The sequence below is a fragment of the Micromonospora sp. DT68 genome, assembly GCF_049847245.1.
GTDB lineage: Bacteria > Actinomycetota > Actinomycetes > Mycobacteriales > Micromonosporaceae > Micromonospora > Micromonospora profundi.
In genome coordinates, this window is the sequence record NZ_JBNCNZ010000001.1 from 214,318 (window position 1) to 231,263 (window position 16,946).

General features: G+C 72.6%; 20 protein-coding genes. 11 read left to right on the top strand and 9 right to left on the bottom strand.

Features of this window, described 5'->3' with window-relative positions; all coding sequences use genetic code 11:
* The first annotated feature begins 142 nt into the window (after window positions 1-142).
* From ACPXB1_RS01060 to ACPXB1_RS01075, 4 genes are read left to right on the top strand one after another with little or no spacing between them, the layout of a single operon-like run.
* Complete coding sequence (locus tag ACPXB1_RS01060) at window positions 143-808, top strand: DivIVA domain-containing protein (RefSeq protein ID WP_355592749.1); 666 nt, start codon at window positions 143-145, stop codon at window positions 806-808.
* On the top strand, window positions 805-1,302 hold the full coding sequence (locus ACPXB1_RS01065) for an SRPBCC family protein (RefSeq protein ID WP_355592747.1): 498 nt from the start codon (window positions 805-807) through the stop codon (window positions 1,300-1,302). Before ACPXB1_RS01060 ends, ACPXB1_RS01065 begins: the two co-directional genes overlap by 4 nt.
* A gap of 57 nt (window positions 1,303-1,359) precedes the next feature.
* Entirely contained in the window at window positions 1,360-1,941 is a 582-nt protein-coding gene (locus ACPXB1_RS01070; protein ID WP_355592745.1) for a DNA-3-methyladenine glycosylase I, read from the top strand.
* A 13-nt stretch (window positions 1,942-1,954) separates the two neighbouring features.
* Window positions 1,955-2,578, top strand: coding sequence for a hypothetical protein (locus ACPXB1_RS01075; protein ID WP_355592743.1), 624 nt, complete (start codon window positions 1,955-1,957; stop codon window positions 2,576-2,578).
* A gap of 1 nt (window position 2,579) precedes the next feature.
* On the opposite strand, the gene ACPXB1_RS01080 is transcribed toward ACPXB1_RS01075, so the two are convergent.
* Complete coding sequence (locus tag ACPXB1_RS01080; RefSeq protein WP_355592741.1) at window positions 2,580-3,371, bottom strand: enoyl-CoA hydratase/isomerase family protein; 792 nt, start codon at window positions 3,369-3,371, stop codon at window positions 2,580-2,582.
* Between the two features lie 3 nt (window positions 3,372-3,374).
* Entirely contained in the window at window positions 3,375-4,193 is an 819-nt protein-coding gene (locus ACPXB1_RS01085; RefSeq protein ID WP_053659154.1) for a PaaX family transcriptional regulator, read from the bottom strand.
* Between the two features lie 187 nt (window positions 4,194-4,380).
* On the opposite strand from ACPXB1_RS01085, the gene ACPXB1_RS01090 reads away from it, so the two are divergent.
* Both ACPXB1_RS01090 and ACPXB1_RS01095 read left to right on the top strand, forming a co-directional pair.
* Window positions 4,381-4,548, top strand: a complete 168-nt coding sequence (locus ACPXB1_RS01090; RefSeq protein ID WP_007455245.1) for a DUF3117 domain-containing protein — start codon at window positions 4,381-4,383, stop codon at window positions 4,546-4,548.
* A 145-nt stretch (window positions 4,549-4,693) separates the two neighbouring features.
* The gene (locus ACPXB1_RS01095) at window positions 4,694-6,169 is read left to right on the top strand and encodes a leucyl aminopeptidase family protein (protein ID WP_425734766.1); all 1,476 of its coding nucleotides are present in this window, start codon (window positions 4,694-4,696) and stop codon (window positions 6,167-6,169) included.
* A gap of 7 nt (window positions 6,170-6,176) precedes the next feature.
* Here the strand turns inward: ACPXB1_RS01095 and ACPXB1_RS01100 are convergent, their stop codons facing one another.
* The gene (locus tag ACPXB1_RS01100) at window positions 6,177-6,764 is read right to left on the bottom strand and encodes an O-methyltransferase (RefSeq protein WP_053659157.1); all 588 of its coding nucleotides are present in this window, start codon (window positions 6,762-6,764) and stop codon (window positions 6,177-6,179) included.
* A 281-nt stretch (window positions 6,765-7,045) separates the two neighbouring features.
* On the opposite strand from ACPXB1_RS01100, the gene ACPXB1_RS01105 reads away from it, so the two are divergent.
* On the top strand, window positions 7,046-8,467 hold the full coding sequence (locus ACPXB1_RS01105) for a S1C family serine protease (RefSeq protein WP_167947613.1): 1,422 nt from the start codon (window positions 7,046-7,048) through the stop codon (window positions 8,465-8,467).
* Between the two features lie 76 nt (window positions 8,468-8,543).
* Window positions 8,544-8,969, top strand: coding sequence for a preprotein translocase subunit TatB (locus ACPXB1_RS01110; protein WP_167945984.1), 426 nt, complete (start codon window positions 8,544-8,546; stop codon window positions 8,967-8,969).
* Window positions 8,970-9,270: 301 nt separating this feature from the next.
* Here ACPXB1_RS01110 and ACPXB1_RS01115 read toward each other — a convergent pair whose 3' ends face one another.
* From ACPXB1_RS01115 to ACPXB1_RS01125, 3 genes are all read right to left on the bottom strand, one after another.
* Entirely contained in the window at window positions 9,271-10,419 is a 1,149-nt protein-coding gene (locus ACPXB1_RS01115; RefSeq protein WP_053659160.1) for an Mrp/NBP35 family ATP-binding protein, read from the bottom strand.
* A gap of 75 nt (window positions 10,420-10,494) precedes the next feature.
* Window positions 10,495-11,145 (bottom strand): DUF1003 domain-containing protein, encoded by a 651-nt coding sequence (locus ACPXB1_RS01120; RefSeq protein ID WP_053659162.1) that lies wholly within the window; start codon window positions 11,143-11,145, stop codon window positions 10,495-10,497.
* Window positions 11,138-12,424, bottom strand: a complete 1,287-nt coding sequence (locus ACPXB1_RS01125; protein WP_053659456.1) for a magnesium transporter MgtE N-terminal domain-containing protein — start codon at window positions 12,422-12,424, stop codon at window positions 11,138-11,140. The genes ACPXB1_RS01120 and ACPXB1_RS01125 overlap by 8 nt, the downstream gene beginning before the upstream one ends.
* 33 nt (window positions 12,425-12,457) lie before the next feature.
* On the opposite strand from ACPXB1_RS01125, the gene ACPXB1_RS01130 reads away from it, so the two are divergent.
* Both ACPXB1_RS01130 and ACPXB1_RS01135 read left to right on the top strand, forming a co-directional pair.
* Window positions 12,458-13,333: a PhzF family phenazine biosynthesis protein gene (locus ACPXB1_RS01130; protein ID WP_425734682.1), complete on the top strand. Its 876-nt coding sequence runs from the start codon at window positions 12,458-12,460 to the stop codon at window positions 13,331-13,333.
* Between the two features lie 129 nt (window positions 13,334-13,462).
* Window positions 13,463-13,927 carry a hypothetical protein gene (locus ACPXB1_RS01135; RefSeq protein WP_157552910.1) on the top strand — a complete coding sequence of 155 codons (465 nt, stop codon included), beginning with the start codon at window positions 13,463-13,465 and terminating at the stop codon, window positions 13,925-13,927.
* Window positions 13,928-14,004: 77 nt separating this feature from the next.
* Here the strand turns inward: ACPXB1_RS01135 and ACPXB1_RS01140 are convergent, their stop codons facing one another.
* Complete coding sequence (locus tag ACPXB1_RS01140; protein ID WP_387156395.1) at window positions 14,005-14,769, bottom strand: HAD family hydrolase; 765 nt, start codon at window positions 14,767-14,769, stop codon at window positions 14,005-14,007.
* A 104-nt stretch (window positions 14,770-14,873) separates the two neighbouring features.
* Between ACPXB1_RS01140 and ACPXB1_RS01145 the strand changes: the two genes are divergently transcribed.
* Window positions 14,874-15,830 carry a DMT family transporter gene (locus tag ACPXB1_RS01145; protein WP_053659168.1) on the top strand — a complete coding sequence of 319 codons (957 nt, stop codon included), beginning with the start codon at window positions 14,874-14,876 and terminating at the stop codon, window positions 15,828-15,830.
* A 3-nt stretch (window positions 15,831-15,833) separates the two neighbouring features.
* On the opposite strand, the gene ACPXB1_RS01150 is transcribed toward ACPXB1_RS01145, so the two are convergent.
* Window positions 15,834-16,109 carry a hypothetical protein gene (locus ACPXB1_RS01150; protein WP_425734683.1) on the bottom strand — a complete coding sequence of 92 codons (276 nt, stop codon included), beginning with the start codon at window positions 16,107-16,109 and terminating at the stop codon, window positions 15,834-15,836.
* A gap of 10 nt (window positions 16,110-16,119) precedes the next feature.
* Window positions 16,120-16,944 (bottom strand): SDR family NAD(P)-dependent oxidoreductase, encoded by an 825-nt coding sequence (locus tag ACPXB1_RS01155; RefSeq protein WP_053659172.1) that lies wholly within the window; start codon window positions 16,942-16,944, stop codon window positions 16,120-16,122.
* Between the last annotated feature and the right edge of the window lie 2 nt (window positions 16,945-16,946).

Consider the following 16,946-nt stretch of genomic DNA (forward strand, 5'->3'; position numbering starts at 1 on the left):
CTGAAGGTCCGCACCGCCGCCGCCGCGTCGGCCGCTTCCGACGCTAGCCGGTCGATCGACAGGTACGCGGAGCGGGCGTGGACGTCGATCGTGATCGGGGTGGGGGGTCGCTCCGGGCCGACGGTCGTGCCACGATCAGTGCATGGGTCAGCTTCTGCTCCTCCTGGTTGTCGCGTTGACCGTCGCGGCGGTGGTGTTCGGCGTGACGGTGCTGATCAGCGGCCGCGATCCCGGCCTGGTGCCGGCCGAGCCGGATTCGCAGGCCGTGCCCCTGCCGGGCACCCGGCCGCTGCGCGAATCCGATGTGGGCGCGGTTCGCTTCGACACCGCGCTGCGGGGGTATCGAATGGCCCAGGTCGATCAGGCGCTGCGCCGCGCCGCCTACGACATCGGCTACAAGTCGGAGTTGATCGGCGTACTGGAGTCGGAGGTCATCGCGTTGCGTGAGGGGCGCACCGACGACGCTGACGCGCTGCGCCAGGCCCGCGAGCAGGCCGCCGCAGCGGTTCCGGGCGCGACCGACGCGGGCGTCGACGTGCCGCCGGCCGGCTCGGCCGGAGCGGACCCGTTGCCGGATGCCACCTCCTCGGCGGCGGACGCCGACGGCGCGGCCCCGGCCGACGACGCGACCCCCGCGACCGACGCGACCCGGACCGACGACGCGACCCCGGGCGACGACGCGGCACCGACCAGCGACGTGACCCCGACGACCGGCAGCGCCGCACCGGCCGACGGTGAGCCGGCTGACGACGACAGGGCCGACAGTGCCGGGCAGCGCGGCCCGGCGCTCCGGTCGGAGTCGGCGTGACCGACCCGCAGGGCGCCAGCGATCTCGGGGACGTCGCCCAACCTGGTGCCGGCGAGGTGACCGCCACGGTGATCGTCGACGCGCCGGCGGAGCGGGTCTTCGCCGCGCTGCTCGCCTGGGAACGACAGTCCGACTGGATCCCGTTCACCCGCGTACGGGTGGTCGAGGGCGACGGGCGGGAGGGCAGCCGGATCGAGGCGGTGACCGCGCTCGGCCCGGCGGTGCTGCGCGACGAGATGCGGGTCGTCCGGGTCGACGAGCCGTACGAGATCGGTGTGGTGCACTGCGGCCAACTGCTGCGGGGCCCGGGCGTGCTGCGCTGCACCCAGTTGGACCGGGCGCGTACCCAGGTGGTCTGGCACGAGTGGTTCCACCTGCCCGGCGGCCGAGCAGGCCGACTGGCCTGGCCGGTGCTCTGGCCCGGCTCCAAGGTCGGCCTCACCCAGGCGCTGAAGAGGTTCGCCCGGCTCGTCGAGCAGGGCCGGTTGCCCTGACCACGCCGGCCGTCGGGCGGCGGTGGGCTGTCGGTGTGATGGCCTAGCGTGTACTGAGTGACTGACCTGGTGATCGGTGCCGACGGGCTGGCCCGCTGCGCCTGGGGGGCCAGCACCCCCGACTACGCCGTCTACCACGACACCGAGTGGGGGCGGCCGCTGCACGGCGACGACGCGCTCTACGAGCGGATGACGCTTGAGGCGTTCCAGTCCGGCCTGTCGTGGCTGACCATCCTGCGCAAGCGTCCGGCGTTCCGGCTCGCCTTCGACGAGTTCCGGATCCCGACCGTCGCGGAGTACGGCGACGGCGACGTGACACGGCTGCTGGCCGACGCCGGCATCGTCCGCAACCGGGCCAAGATCGAAGCGGCGATCGCCAACGCCCGCGCCGCGCTGGAGCTGCCCGACGGGCTGTCCGCGCTGCTCTGGTCCTTCGCGCCGCCGCCCCGGCAGGCCCGCCCCGCCTCGTTCGCCGGGGTGCCGCCGATCACCCCCGAGTCGACGGCGATGGCCAAGGCGCTCAAGAAGCGCGGCTTCCGGTTCGTCGGTCCGACCACCGCGTACGCGCTCATGCAGGCGACCGGGATGGTCGACGATCACATCGTCGGCTGTCACGTCCCGCCCGTGACGGCGTCGTGATGGGATGGCAGGCATGACCACCGAGACCGCGCACCGGGCCGGCGGGACCGGCCACGCCGATGGGCCTGGCACGTGGGCCGTTCTGCTTCCCGCCGAGCGTTACGAGGCCGAGCGTCTCGTGCACCACGACACGCTGGAGTTGACAGGGCTCACCGACGTCGGTCAGCCGCGCCCGGGCGACCAGGTGGCGGTGCTCGCCGACGAGCCGCCCCGACTGGTCGCCCTCGGCCGGGTCACCACGCCGGCGCAGCGGCACCGGGAGGACCCGGACGACCCGCAGTCCCCGGTCGAGCCCGGGACGCTCGTCATGGCGTACACCCGGCGGGTCTTCGACGAGCCGGTGCCGGCCGACCTGTTGACTGTCGACGGGCCGCTCACCGCGCTGGCCCCGGCGGCCTTCCGGGCGCTTGCCGACCAGCTCGGTCCACCTCCGGCGCGGCGCACCTGGCTGGTGAGCCTGGACCTGCCGATCGAAGCGGCCACGCCAGCCGAGGCGGTCCGGCTGTTCTGGTCCTACGTGCAGGAGTTGGGGCCGCGTGAGCTGCCCGCGTTCGTGTCGCCGTCCGGGGACGAGCTTGCCATGCAGGCGTTCGTGCTGGGCGCGGAGGCCAACCAGGATCCGGAGGAGGACGACTAGCTCAGCGGCCCTCGAAGACCGGCTTCTGCTTGGCCACGAATGCCTCGGTGGCCGCCCGGTGGTCCGCCGTGGCGCCGCAGATCGCCTGCGCCTGCGCCTCTGCCGCCAGGGCGTCGGCGAGGGTGCCGGCGTCGGCGATGGAGAGCTGCCGCTTGATCGCCCCGTACGCGACCGTGGGGCCGGCGGCGAGCCGTGTGGCCAGCTCCTGCGCGGCCGGCAACACCTGCTCGTCGTCGTCCGTCAGCCGGGTGATCAGCCCCAGCCGGCAGGCCTCCTCGGCGCGGACCGGCTCGGCAAGCATCAGCAGCTCCACCGCCTTGGCGTGACCCACCAGCCGGGGCAGCGTCCAGGATGCTCCGGTGTCGGCGGCGAGACCGACCTTGGCGAAGGCCATCAGGAAGCTGGTGCCCGGCCCGCCGACCCGGATGTCGGCGAGGAAGGCCAGCGACGCGCCAGCACCTGCGGCCATCCCACGGACCGCTGCCACAACCGGCTTGGGCAGGTTGGCCAGCCGGGCGGCGATCGGGTTGTAGTGCGCCCGGACCGTGTCCAGCGGCGGGGCGGACGAGTTGCCAAGCGTCGCCACGTGCTCCCGCAGGTCCTGGCCGGCGCTGAACGCCCCACCTGCTCCGGTCAGCACGACAGCCCGGCAGGACCTGTCGGTCTCCAACTGGGCAAGCGTGTCCCGCAGCGCCTCCTTGAGCGCCAGGTCCAGCGCGTTCATCGCGTGCGGCCGGTTCAGGGTGAGGGTGACGACGGCGTCGGTCCGGTCGACGAGCAACGGCTCGGTCACTGTCTAACGACCCTTCTGTCGAACGATGCGGCTGCTGGCGTCGAGGCACTGCTCGACGTACCGGTCGGCGGCCGGACGCAGGCGTGCCGCGTGCCGGTCGAAGAAGCTGGCCGCGGCGGTGCCGGGCCAGCGCTCGGGCAGCAGCGCCGGCGGCAGCTGCGGATCCCGGAACAGGAAGGTACGCCACGCGTGCACGAGCCGGAACCGGGCCGCGTACGCCTCCTCGTCGCTGCTGCGCACTGTGACAGTGGCGAGCAGGGGGCGTTGGTCGGCGACGAACTGTTCGTAGGCCTGGCCGATCTCCGCCAGGTTCCAGGCGCGGCGGACCACGCCCATCGCGCCCGGGGTGCCGGCGAAGTGTGCGGCGGTGAACCGCTCGAACCGGATGCCGGCCTCGGCGAGCAGCAGGTCGACGTCCTCGGCGGGCCGGGTGGCCACCCAGGTCTGCTCGTCGAGGGTGCCGTAGCCGAGGAAGCTGAGGTTCGAGGCGAGGCGCTGTCGGTCCCGCCGGGAGCCCGGGGCTTCCAGGACGAGCAGATCGAACCGCCCGTCCCAGGTGACCCGGCCCGTCCGGTAGATCCGGGCCGCCGCCTCGTCGAGTCGCCGAGCGGCTTTTGGTGTGATCGAATATCCCGGTCCGGAGGCCAGCCGGAGCGGGTCGAGCCAGCCTTGACGCACCATCCGGGACACGGCGGTGCGAACGGCGGGCGGCGCGATTCCCAACGGCGCCAGTAGCTTGACCAGGGCGGCAACGGGTGCGCGGCCACCTCTCGGTCGGAGGTGGTCGCCGTACAGGTCGAAGAGTGCCGACCGTGCCTGCATGACCGCACATTGTGACAGGCCTTCTCAAGATAAGCTAGATGCTGTTACATCAATGCTGCTCCGGTTTGGGTCCGGCGGTGTTCATCAGGGAAAATCGTTGGTCGACACCCCGCGACGGTTGCGGGTGGCGTGAGAAGTGGCTGTGGGGCAACCCACCGACCCTGGTGTAGGTCTGAGGGGAGACAACATGGCGGCGATGAAGCCGCGGACGGGCGACGGTCCGCTGGAAGTCACCAAGGAGGGCCGGGGCATCGTCATGCGGGTCCCGCTGGAAGGCGGTGGCCGGCTCGTTGTCGAGATGACTCCCGACGAGGCCAACGCGCTCGGTGACGCGCTGAAGGCAGCCGCCGGCTGAGTGAGGAGCGAGCCGGGCGGCATCCGCCGTCCGGAACGTTCCCTGACCCTGAGCCACCGGCACTGCCGGTGGCTCAGGGTCTTCATCCGTGCGATCGGCGGGCCCGGCTCCCGCTCCGCGACACTTCCTGGAGGTACGGTTCCGCGTGCTCGACATCTGCCCGATCGCCGAGCCCGACCGGCTCGACGTCCTCGTCCTGCCCGTCCGCCCCTCCGATGAGGCGCCGGGGGGCGATGCCTCGGCAACACCGGCGTCCACAGCCGTGACGCTGCCGGACGGCACCGCCGAGGAGGCCGCCGCGCTGGTGCCGGCCGCCCGGCTCAGCGGCCGGGCCGGCGAGATCCGCACCCAGTTGCGCCCGGGTCGCAGCCCTGGCCGGCTGTTCCTGCTCGGCATCGGTGACGGCAGCGAGTCGGCGTGGCGGTCCGCCGGTGCGGCACTGGCCCGCTCCGCCTCAGATGAGACGCACATCACTATCGCGCTGCCGGCCGACAGCGGCCCCGAAGCGATTCGCGGGCTGACCGAAGGGCTGCTCCTCGCCTCGTACCGGTTCCGGCTCGCCCAGACCGACAATGCGCCCGCGCTCAGCTCTGTCGACCTGCTGGTCGCCGACCCGACCGCCCACGAGGCCACCGTCGCCACGGCCCGGACCACCGCCGCCATGACGCGCCTCGCCCGCGACCTCACCAACACCCCCTCGTCGCAGAAGACCCCGCAGTGGTTCGCCGACCAAGTGATCTCCGCCACAGCTGATCTGCCCGACCTTCGCCTCCGGGTCCGTGGCCCGGACGAGCTGGCAGCCGAGGGCTTCGGCGGGATCCTCGCAGTGGGCGGCGGCTCGGCCAGCGCTCCGCGACTGCTCGAGTTGGACTGGCACCCGGCCGACGCGCGTACCCACGTGGTGTTGATCGGCAAGGGCATCACGTTCGACACCGGCGGCATCTCGATCAAGCCGGTTCCGGCGATGAAACTGATGCGCAAGGACATGGCCGGCGCTGCCGCCGTCGTCGCGGCCACCCTCGGCGCTGCGGCGCTGCGTCTTCCGGTCCGGGTCACCACGCTGACCCCGCTCGCCGAGAACATGCTCAGCGGCTCCGCGTTCCGCCCGGGCGACGTCATCCGGCACTACGGCGGCACGACAAGCGAGACGACCAACTCCGACGCCGAGGGCCGCCTGGTCCTCGCCGACGCGCTGGCGTACGCGGTGCGGCAGCTCAAGCCCGACCTGCTGATCGACCTGGCCACCCTCACCGGTGCCAACGCCGTCGCGCTGGGCAAGCGCACCGCCGCCCTGTACAGCGAGAACGACGCCCTGGCCGCCGATGTCCTCGCCGCGGTCGAGGCCGCCGGCGAGGCGGCCTGGCGGATGCCGCTGAACAACGACTACGTCGAGTACCTGGGCAGCGAGATCGCGGACCTCTACAGCGCGCCCACCCAGGGCGCCGGATCGGTGCTCGCCGCGCTCTACCTGCGGGAGTTCGCAGGCGAGATGCGGGACCGCTGGCTGCACCTGGACATGTCGGCACCGTCCTGGGCCGACGGCGACCACGCGGAACTCACCCGGGGGGCGACCGGCTGGGGCGTACGCTCGCTGCTGCGCTGGCTGGCCAGCATCGACTGACCGCGGGTCAGCACTTCACGGCGGCGAGCACCCCGTGCCCGACCGGGAGCAGCGCGGGGATCCAGTGCTCCGACTCCCGGACCGCCTTGATCGTCTCGCGGACCGTCACCGTCTCCGCGTCCCGGGCGGCCGGGTCGGCGATCCGGCCGCCGGCCAGCATGCCGTTGAGTGCCAGTACGCCCCCGGGACGCAGCAGCCGCAGCGCTGCCTCGACACAGGCGTGGAATCCGGTCGCCTCGGCGTCCACGAAGACGAGGTCGTACGCCCCGTCGGCGAGCCGGGGCAGGACGTCCAGCGCGCGACCCGTGATGATTCGGGTACGGCCCGCGGCGAAGCCCGCCTCGGTGAAGATCCGGCGGGCGATCCGCTGGTGCTCCACCTCCAGGTCGATGGTGGTGAGCACACCGTCGGCACGCATGCCGCGCAGCAGCCAGACACCACTCACCCCGGTGCCGGTGCCGATCTCCACCACCGCGCGGGCGTTGCCGGCCGCAGCCAGCAGCCGCAGCGCCGCGCCCGCGCCGGGCGTGACCGCCTCGAGGCCCACCTCGTGAGCCAGGCTGCGGGCGGTACGCAGGACGAGATCCTCGGTCACGTACGACTCGGCGAACTGCTGAGCCTGGGCCGTCGAACTGCCGGAACCGGCGACCGTGGCGATGGGGCACCTCCGGGCGGTGCGTGGTGCGGGGGCGGGTTGGCACTGTGAGCGTAGAGGCGACCGCCGAGAGGCGCAGCCGCGCCTCCGTCCCTTTCGATCACCGGCGGCAACCGCTGACTGCACCGCGCGCATCCGTGCAATCCTGGAAGCGGTATTCCGTGAGCCTCGACCGCGCCGAGCCGTGGCCGGGCGCCGCCGCCACGGGATCCGGGGACGGACTGGGAGGCACCGACGTGACCGACGGCTGGGATTGGCGCCGGGGCGGTGAAACTCCGGCTCCGGCGCGACCGCCCGGGGCAGGAGTCCCGTCGGCGGGGCCGCCGGCCAGGCCGGGGAGCGGCTACACGCCTCCGGCAGGGCCACCGCCAGGAGCCTCACGGCCCGGTGTGCCGTACGCCGGGCCGGCGCCGCCCGCGGGCGGCGCCGGCGCGACCGGCGCCTCGCCCTGGTGGTCCGACGCCCTCGGCGACCCGTGGCGCGACCCGGCGGCACCGGCTGCCGTGGTGGTGCCCGGAGTGGTCGCCGCCGGCACCGAGCCCGAGCCGGTCATCGACCCGGACGCGCCCGGCCGGCCGTCGCTGCGCCACCTGCTGCTCATCCCGGTGATCACCGCGCTGCTGGCCGGAACCCTGGGTGGCGCCCTGGGCTACGCGTTCGCGGTTCGCGGCGGTGCCGGCGGCGGCACGGTGCTCGGCGCCGAGCCGGTGGATCCGCCAGCGCTTGCCCAGCGCAAGCCGGAGTCACTGGCCGGGGTCGCCGGCCGGGTCCTGCCCAGCGTGGTCACCGTGCGGGTGAGCAGCCTCGGCGGGACCAGCGAGGGCTCGGGCTTCATCGCCAGCGCCGACGGGCACGTGATCACCAACGATCACGTGGTGGCCGGCGGCAGCGGCAAAGCCTCGGTGGTCTTCAACGACGGCTCGACCGCTCCGGCGACTGTCATCGGTCAGGACCCGGAGTCGGACATCGCGGTGATCAAGGTCAACCGGACCGGGCTACGGCCTGTGGAGTTCGGCGACTCCGAGGGGCTGGCCGTCGGTGACCCGGTGCTCGCCATCGGCTCACCGCTCTCGCTGGCCAACACGGTCACCGCAGGCATCGTGAGCGCCCTGGACCGGACGATGCAGGCTGGAGAGCCGGGCGGCCCGGTGCGCTACTACGCGGCCATCCAGACCGACGCCGCTGTCAACCACGGCAACTCCGGCGGGCCGCTTGTCGACGGCGCCGGGCGGGTGGTCGGGGTCAACTCCACGATCAAGTCGCTGGTCGCCGAGGGGCAGGAGGCCGGCAACATCGGGCTCGCCTTCGCCATCCCGATCAACCAGGCCAAGCGGGTGACCCAGGACATCATCGGCACCGGCAAGGCCCGGCGTACGGTGATCGGCGCCCAGGTCGGTGGCCCGGGCGCGGGAGCCGGCGGGGGCGTACGCCTGGCCGCCGTGGAACCTTCCGGCCCAGCGGCTGATGCCGGGCTGAAGGCCGGCGACGTGATCATGAAGCTCAACGGCCGACCGATGACCGAACCGACGGACCTGATCGCCCTGGTTCGCAAGTTCGCACCCGGCTCGGTGGTGACTGTCGAGTTCCGGCGAGGTGCCGACCGGCAGAACACGTCGGTCACCCTCGCGGCGGACGCCAAGTGAACTGCGGGTCACCCCCTGCCCGAAAGCCGGTTCACGTGCGTAGTCTTGCTGCTGACGGCGAGAGGGGGCCTGCGGAATGTTAGACAACCTGAACTGGTGGGAGATCGGTGCGCTGCTGCTCCTGGCGCTGTTGATCTTCGGGGACCGGTTGCCCAACGTGATCAACGATGGTCTGCGGATGGTCCGTAATCTGCGCAACATGGCCCGCAACGCCACGGGCGACCTCAGCAGGGAGTTGGGCACCGACATCCAGCTCGAGGATCTGCACCCGAAGGCCTTCATCCGCAAGCACCTCCTCAGCGAGGAGGACGAGGCGGCGATCCGCAAGCCGTTGCAGGGCGTCTACGACGATTTGCGCGCCGACGTCAACGGCGTGCACAACGAGCTGAAGGACGTGGCCAACGCCGCGGACCTCCGGTCGAACGGCTCCCGGCCGACCAGCACCGCCACCAGCGCCTCACCGGCACCGGCCCCGCGGGCCAGCTACGACGACGCCACCTGATCCGCCCTGCGGGCAGCGATCAGGCGTAGCGCTAGCGCTCGGACCGTGCGGCGGCACTCGGGCCTGTGTCAGCCTCGCTCAGGCTCAGGCTCCATCCCTTGGGCCCTTGCCTGTAGCCCCGGCCCCTGGCCTCGCTCAGCTCGGTGACCCCGGATCACACCGCTCGGCTGCCCTTCGGAGCTGGATCGCCGACGTCCTCCCGGCCGGGCCGGGAGATCCGTGCGACATCAGCTCCAAAGGGCAGCACGGGCTGTGCGTGTCAGGGCCAGCTCAACCCCCGCCGGGCTGCCGGTTCGACCGCTCAGCGGCCGGCGGGCTTGAGGCCGAGGGGCTTGCCGAGCAGCGACTCACGGCGCAGCGCGAGCCGGTCGGCGATCGTGCCGAGCGCCTGGGCGGCCGGGGAATCCGGCTCGGCCAGCACGATCGGGTTGCCGGCGTCGCCGGCCTCGCGGACGCGGGTGTCCAGCGGGATCTGCCCGAGCAGCGGCACCTGCGCGCCGATCGTCCGGCTCAGCGACTCGGCGACGGCCGTACCGCCGCCGGAGCCGAAGATCTCCATGCGGGAGCCGTCCGGCAGTTCGAGCCAGGACATGTTCTCGATGACGCCGACCACCCGCTGGTGGGTCTGCAGGGCGATCGCACCGGCCCGCTCCGCGACCTCGGCGGCTGCGGTCTGCGGGGTGGTGACCAGCAGGATCTCCGAGTTGGGCAGCAGTTGGGCCAGCGAGATGGCCACGTCGCCGGTGCCCGGGGGCAGGTCGAGCAGGAGTACGTCGAGGTCGCCCCAGTAGACGTCGGCCAAAAACTGCTGCAACGCCCGGTGCAGCATCGGGCCACGCCACACCACAGCCGCGTTGCCCGAGGTGAACATGCCGATCGAGATCACCTTCACGCCGTGCGACTGCGGCGGCATGATCATGTCTTCGACGCGGGTCGGTCGACCGTCCGCGCCGAGCATCCGGGGCACCGAGTGACCGTAGATGTCGGCGTCGACCACGCCGACGGAGAGCCCACGGGCGGCGAGCGCCGCCGCCAGGTTGACAGTCACGCTGGACTTGCCGACACCGCCCTTGCCGCTGGCCACCGCGTACACACGGGTGCGGGAGCCCGGCTGGGCGAACGGGATGACCGGCTCCTCGCTGGCGCCGCCGCCGCGCAGCTGCGCCTGCAACGACTGCCGCTGCTCGGGGCTCATCACACCGAAGTCGATCTCCACGCCGGTGACACCGGGCACCGCGGCCACGGCGGCGGTGATGTCCGTACGCAGCTTGTCCTTGAGCGGGCAGCCGGCGACGGTGAGCAGCAGCTCGACCCGTACGACGCCGTCGGCGCCGATCGTGGCGGAGCGGACCATGCCCAGATCGGTGATGGGCCGGCGGATCTCCGGGTCGTTGACGGTGGCCAGGGCGGCCTGGATCGCGTCCTCGACGGTGCTGACGGGTGCTGACATGCCCGCAATGCTACGTCGCGGGGCATCCGCTCCGACCGTTGACCGGGACCGGTGTGAGCCAATCGATCCGGCTCATCAGCCGTCCTGGCCGCGGGGGCCGGTGCCGTCCGACCGGGCGCTCCGGGAGAAGTCGCCGTCCAGGTCGTCGCGCGGCTCGTCAAGCGCTCCGCCGTCGGTCGCCCGCTGGGTGCGCTTCTCCTGCCGGCTGTCCCGCTCCTGCTGGCGGCGCTCCAGCCGCTGCCGCCGCTGCCCCGCCTCGTCCAGCTCCTCGGCCAGTCGGGTCAGTTCGGAGCGGAGGAAGTCGCGGGTGGCCACCTCGCCCAACGCGATCCGCAGGGCGGCGATCTCCCGTGCCAGGTACTCGGTGTCCGCCTTCTGCGCCGTGGCGCGCCGCCGGTCCTCCTCCAACGCCACCCGGTCGCGATCCGCCTGCCGGTTCTGCGCCAGCAGGATCAGCGGCGCCGCGTAGCTGGCCTGCAACGACAGCACCAGCGTGAGGAACGTGAAGGTGTACGGGTCGAAGCGCATCTCGGCCGGGGCGAGAGTGTTCCAGCCGAACCAGATGGCGATCACCACAGTCATGACGACCAGGAAGTTCGCGGTGCCCATGCCCCGGGCGATGCCCTCCGACCAGCGGCCGAACGCCTCCGCGTCGAATCGGGGCAGCTTGATTCCCCGGGGCTCGCGCGGCTGGTCGAGACGCTCCGTACGCCGCTGCTCAGCCATCAGCGCCGTCCAGCACCGCGTCGGTGGTGCCCGCGGCACCGAGGACACCCCGGTCCCGCCAGTCCCGGGGCAACGAGTGGTCCAGTACGTCGTCGACCGTCACGGCACCGACCAGCCGGTTGTTCCTGTCGATCACGGGCATGGCGACCAGATCGTAGGTGGCCATTCGGCGGGTGATCTCCGGCAACGGCGTGGTGGGGCGCAGCGGGTCGATGTCGTTGACCACCACCTTGCCCAGCAGGTCGGCAGGCGATTCACGCAGTAACGCCTGGAAGTGCACCATGCCCAGGTACCGCCCGGTCGGGGTGTTCTGCGGCGCCCGGGTCACGAAGACCTGCGCGGCGACGGCGGGGGAGAGCTGCGGTTCCCGGATCCGGGCCAACGCCTCGGCGACTGTCGCGTCCGGCGGCAGGATGACAGGCTCGGACGTCATCACGCTGCCCGCCGTGCCGGGGGTGTAGTTGAGCAACTGCCGCACCGGGTCGGCCTCGTCCGGCTCCATGAGGTCCAGCAGCACGTCCTGTTCCGGCGGCGGCAGTTCGTTGAGCAGGTCCGCAGCGTCGTCCGGGTCCATCTCCTCCAACACGTCAGCGGCCCGCTCCCGGTCCAGCGCGGCGAGGATCTCCACCTGGTCGTGTTCGGGCAGCTCACTGAGCACGTCGGCCAGCCGCTCGTCGTTCAGCGCCGCAGCGACCTCGTTGCGCCGCGTGTCGGGCAGGTCCTGAAGTGCGTTGGCAAGGTCCGCCGGGCGCATGTCCTCCAGGACGGCGAGCAGATTCGCCGTACCCCGGTTGTCGGCGATGCCGCTGAGCCCGCGCACGCGGTCCCACTCGACCTGGTGCAGGTGGCCCCGCCGGGTGATCCGGCCGGTCTGCTCGCGGACCGCGACGCGGGTGAGTGACCACTCGCCGCCGCGAGCGCACTCCATGGCGACGTCCACCACGGTGCCGGGCTGGCCGCCGGGTTCGAGCTGCACCCGCCGGTCCAGGAGTTCCTGGAGCACAAGCAGCTCGTTCAGGCGCTTCTCGAAGCGCCGCAGGTTGAGGGTGCCGGAGCCGAGCACGACAGCGTCCGCGTCGATCGAGGTGATCCGGTTGATGGACAGGAAGATCCTCCGGCGCATCGGCATCTCGGCGACCAGACCCACGACCTCCGGCGGACGGCCGGTCGCCCGCAGCCGGGCCACCGCGTCACGGACACGGCCCACCTGGTCACCGTTTGGATCGAAAACGGCCACTCCGGCGAGGCGGGCGATGTAGATCCGGGTCGGCGTGCTCACGGGCACCAGCCTAAGCGCCTAGTGTTTAGCAACATGTCGACCTTGGCCTACGAGATCGTGGACGTCTTCACCGACCGCCCGTTCAGTGGCAACCCGCTGGCCGTGGTGTTCGGCGCGGAGGCGCTGGCCACCGAGCAGATGCAGGCGCTCGCACTGGAGTTCAACCTGTCCGAGACGGTGTTCGTGCTGCCACCTACCCAGGTCGGCGCGACGTACCGGGCCCGTATCTTCACCCCTGCCGACGAGTTGCCGTTCGCCGGGCACCCGAGCGTCGGCGCGGCGGTCACCGCCAGTCGGCGCGGGATGTTCGACGTGGGGCAGGTCACCCAGGAGTGCGGTGCCGGGGTGCTGCCGATCGACGTGACCGCAACCGGCGCGACGCTCACCGGCAGCAGCCCCACGCTCGGCCCCGAGTTGGACCCGGAGCCGCTGCTGGAGATCGCCGGGCTGGTCGAGGCCGACTACGACAGCAGTGGGCCGGCGCCTCGGGTGGCCGGCTGCGGGCTGGAGTTCCCGTACCTGCCGGTGTTCCCGGATTCGGTGGCCCGGGCCCGGCTGAACCCGGTGGCGGCGGAGCGGTACGGCGTGGATCACGTGAGCGTCTTCTCCTGGGACCCCGCCACGCAAACCGCGCACGCTCGGGTTTTCGTGCCGGGGCTCGGTGTCCCGGAGGATCCGGCGACCGGCTCGGCGGCGCTCGGGCTGGGCGTCTGGCTGGTGGCCACGGGCCTGCTGCCGGGGGACGGACTGTCCCGGTACGCGGTGCGCCAGGGTGTGGAGATGGGCCGTCCCTCCGCGTTGACCTGCACTGTGACGGCGGAGAGCGGCACGGCCGTCGGCGCTACCGTCGCCGGCCAGGTGATGCCGGTGGCCCGGGGCGAGATCGCCGTGCCGCCCTTCGTGGGCTGAGCCGCGCAGGCCCTGGGTGGACGGGCGGCAGGCGATCGACCGGCGGTCCACGCGTCGCCGGTCGACGTACGGGAGGATACGAGGGTGACTGACGACGCGCACACCTCGACGCCGCTTGTCGACGAGGCGATGAAGAAGGCCGCCGTGGCCTGGGTCAGCGTGTCCGGCGGGCCGGCGCTCGCGCTCTGGTGCGCCCCGCTGGAAGGCGCGCTCTACGTGGTGAGCGGGCCGGGCGAGCAGGCCGCTCCCGGGTTGGCCGACGCCACCGAGGCGCAGGTCACGCTGCGCGGTGATCACGGCGGCCGCATCGTCACCTGGCCGGCCCGGGTGACCAGGCTGTCGCCGGGCAGCGAGGCGTGGGAGACCACGGCGCCGCTTGTGGCGGGCAAGCGCCTGAACGCGCCCGGCCCGACGGCGGACCTGGTGGCGCGGTGGGCCGCCGACGGCTGTGCGGTGAATCGGCTCGCCCCCGCGGGCGAGCCGCTCTCCGGCGCCGACCTGCCGTCCGACGCGCAGACGGAGGAGCCCCGGGAGACCCCGGCGGTCCGCGCCACCCGCAAGCCGTTCCGCCTGCACCGGGTCCGCCGCCGCTGATCCGTCGGCCGCCCGTGCGCCGCCGCTGATCCGTCGGCCGCCCGTGCGCCGCCGCTGACCCGCCGACCGCCCGTTGGTCAGCCCGCCGGACCGCCCGCCCTGCCGGCCGCGCACATCCCGCCGACCCCGGTGCGCGCCAGATCGGCGTCCGCGAGGTTCGTTGCGCTCACGAGGTCGAGCACCTCGCGCAGGCTGCCCACGGTCCGGCCGCGCCATTCCCGGTCGGCGTTGAACACCATGTGCTCGGCCAGATCGGGTGCGGCCAGCCGGACCGCTGTCATCCCGGCCCGCTCGGCGCCGGTCAGCTCCTGGCTGCCACCGTCGCCGACGTACAGGCAGTCGGCCGGTGCGAGCCCGAGCCGCTGACAGGCGGTCAGGTAGAGCTCCGGTTCGGGCTTGCATCGTCCGACCTGGACGGAGAAGACCCGCACGTCGAGCAGTGGGGCGATCGGGAGCTGCGGCAGGAAGGCCGGCAGTTCGTGCGTACAGTCGCTGATCACGCCGGTGCGCAGGCCGCAGTGGCGCAGCGCCGCGAGCACCGGCACCGCGTCGGCCCGCAGCCGGGTGTCCGCGCGGACCGCCCGGTGCCGGGATGCCACGGCCGCCCGCAGCGCATGGTCGCTGGGGTGTACGCCCGCCAGGGCGCAGACCCAGCGCAGTGTCGCCTCCGCGCTGCCGAGCCGACCGGTGGCACGCGCGTAGTAGGTGCGATTGAGCACCTCGTTGAGCGTGTCGATGGGGCAGCCGAGCAGTTCGGCGGTGCGGAGGTGCGCGGCGCCGCGTTGGACCGAGTGGGTGAGCGTGCCGAAGAAGTCGAACAGCACAGCCTGGTAGCTGGGCATCTGGCGCGCCTCCGGGCAATCGACGGCCGCTGGCGCGACGCTGCCCGATCGTAACGGAGTGATGACGTTCTGTGTCCATGGTGATCGTGTGAAGATTGCTTCCCGTGCCCCCTGATTCGCGCCGCCCGACGTTGGATCCGCTGACCACCGGCGCGGTGGGCCTCGCCGTGGTCGCGGTGTCGTCGTCAGCGCCGCTGATCGCGTACGCGGCCGCACCGGCGCTGGCCATCGCGTTCTGGCGCAACGTGCTGGCGGTGGCCGTGCTGAGCCCGTTCTCGCTGGCCCGACGTCGCGCCGAGTTCCGCGCCCTGGTCGGGCTGGCAGGTCGGCGGGAGGGGCTGTTCTGCGTCCTCTCCGGTGTGGCGCTGGCCGCGCACTTCGCCGCCTGGATGCCGAGCGTCCAGCTCACATCGGTGGCTGCGGCAACAGCTCTGGTCGCCACCCAGCCGGTCTGGCAGGGGCTGATCGCCCGAGCGCAGGGTCGCAGGCTCCCACCGGTGGTCTGGGTCGGCATCGCGGTGACGGTCGGCGGCGCGGTGATCGCCACGGGCGCGGACGTGGGCATCTCCGCGAGGGCGGTAGTCGGTGACCTGCTGGCGGTGGCCGGTGGCGTGTTCGGCGCCGTGTACACCGCGTTCGGTGAGCGTGCGCGGGCCAGCATCAGCACCACCACCTACACGACCATCTGCTACGGGATCTGCGCGCTGATCCTGCTGGTGATCTGCCTGCTCGGCGGGGTGCGGCTTACCGGCTTCGACGGGCGTACCTGGCTGGCCATCCTGGCGTTGGTGGCTGGCGCGCAACTGCTCGGGCACTCGATGTTCAACTACGTCCTGCACCGGATCCCGGCGACGACGGTAAGCGTGTTGATCCTGCTGGAGGTGCCCGGTGCCGCCCTGCTGGCCTGGGTCTGGCTGGGCCAGGTGCCTCGCGCGTACGCGCTGCTGGGCATGTCGTTGCTGCTGGTCGGGGTGGCAGTGGTGGTGCTCGGCGGCGCCCGCGCCGGCCGTCGCGCCACGACCACGGCGTTGCCGGCCGACCCGGCGCCGCTGACCGACTGACGCTCAGACCTCGTGCACCTCGATGACGCGGGTGGTCGGTGCGGCTTCGCCGAGGGCGGTACGCAGTGCCGCCCGCTGCGGGTCGACGAGGAACGACTCGTAGCCGGCCCGATCCGCGAACCGGATCACGTGCACCTCGCTTCGCCCAGCGGTGCTGCGCAGCCGTCGTTCCAGTTCGCCGCCGTGCCTGCCGAGCAGGGCAAGGACGTCGTCCTCGTAGTGCTGGCCATCGGACTCGGCCCCGGTGGGAAACTCGACGATCGCCACGAGAGTGAGCACGGTGGCAACGCTACCCGTCGATGCCCACGGCGGCGGCGCTTGCCGACCAGAGCCGGGCGGCGAGCCGTGGGTCGGCCGCCTTGCGGTACGGCCGGCGCAACCGCCTGTTGTAGTAGTACCCGCCGCCGACCAACCGGGCCGGGTCCTGGTTGGCGAGCCAGACCAGCGTCTCGGCGGCCTTCTCCGGGCTGCGGAACGGCAGCACCCGCATGCCGAACGCGACAACCCTGCTGTCGTTGCCGAACCGGGTGCGCACCACTCCCGGGTGGAAGCTGTGTGCGGGGATTCCCGGCCAGCGGCGGGCCGCCTCGGCGGTGAACAGGATGTTCGCCTGCTTGCTGGTGCCGTACGCGCCCAGCGGCCGGTAACGGCGCAGTGCCGCGTTCAGGTCGTCCGGATCGAGCGTGCCGAAGCGGTGCGCACCGGAGCCGGTGACCACGATCCGGCCGACCCGGTCGGCGAGCAGGTTGGTCAGCAGGAACGGGGCCAGGTGGTTGGCCTGGATCGACAGCTCGAAACCGTCGACGGTGGTGAGAGGCTGGAGCGCGATCGCTCCTGCGTTGTTGACGAGCACGTCGATCCGGTCGTACGCGGCGCGCAGCCCTTCGGCGAGCCGTCGGACGTCGTCGAGCACCGCGAAGTCGGCGCGGAACAGCTCTGGGCGCTCACCCGAGGTCTCCCGTACCCGTTCGGCGGCGGCCTGGAGGCGGGCCGGGTCCCGCCCGACGAGCACCACCTGGTCGCCGCGGCAGGCGAGGTGCACGGCGGCGGCCAGCCCGATCCCGGAGCTGGCCCCGGTCACCACCACGAGTCGACGCCCAGTGAGATCTTCCACAG

Coding starts and splice junctions, on each gene's coding strand:
- ACPXB1_RS01060 (WP_355592749.1), top strand. CDS start 143: ATGGGTCAGCTTCTGCTCCTCCTGGTTGTCGCGTTGACCGTCGCGGCG.
- ACPXB1_RS01075 (WP_355592743.1), top strand. CDS start 1,955: ATGACCACCGAGACCGCGCACCGGGCCGGCGGGACCGGCCACGCCGAT.
- ACPXB1_RS01085 (WP_053659154.1), bottom strand. CDS start 4,193: ATGCAGGCACGGTCGGCACTCTTCGACCTGTACGGCGACCACCTCCGA.
- ACPXB1_RS01090 (WP_007455245.1), top strand. CDS start 4,381: ATGGCGGCGATGAAGCCGCGGACGGGCGACGGTCCGCTGGAAGTCACC.
- ACPXB1_RS01110 (WP_167945984.1), top strand. CDS start 8,544: ATGTTAGACAACCTGAACTGGTGGGAGATCGGTGCGCTGCTGCTCCTG.
- ACPXB1_RS01115 (WP_053659160.1), bottom strand. CDS start 10,419: ATGTCAGCACCCGTCAGCACCGTCGAGGACGCGATCCAGGCCGCCCTG.
- ACPXB1_RS01120 (WP_053659162.1), bottom strand. CDS start 11,145: ATGGCTGAGCAGCGGCGTACGGAGCGTCTCGACCAGCCGCGCGAGCCC.
- ACPXB1_RS01130 (WP_425734682.1), top strand. CDS start 12,458: ATGTCGACCTTGGCCTACGAGATCGTGGACGTCTTCACCGACCGCCCG.
- ACPXB1_RS01135 (WP_157552910.1), top strand. CDS start 13,463: ATGAAGAAGGCCGCCGTGGCCTGGGTCAGCGTGTCCGGCGGGCCGGCG.
- ACPXB1_RS01140 (WP_387156395.1), bottom strand. CDS start 14,769: ATGCCCAGCTACCAGGCTGTGCTGTTCGACTTCTTCGGCACGCTCACC.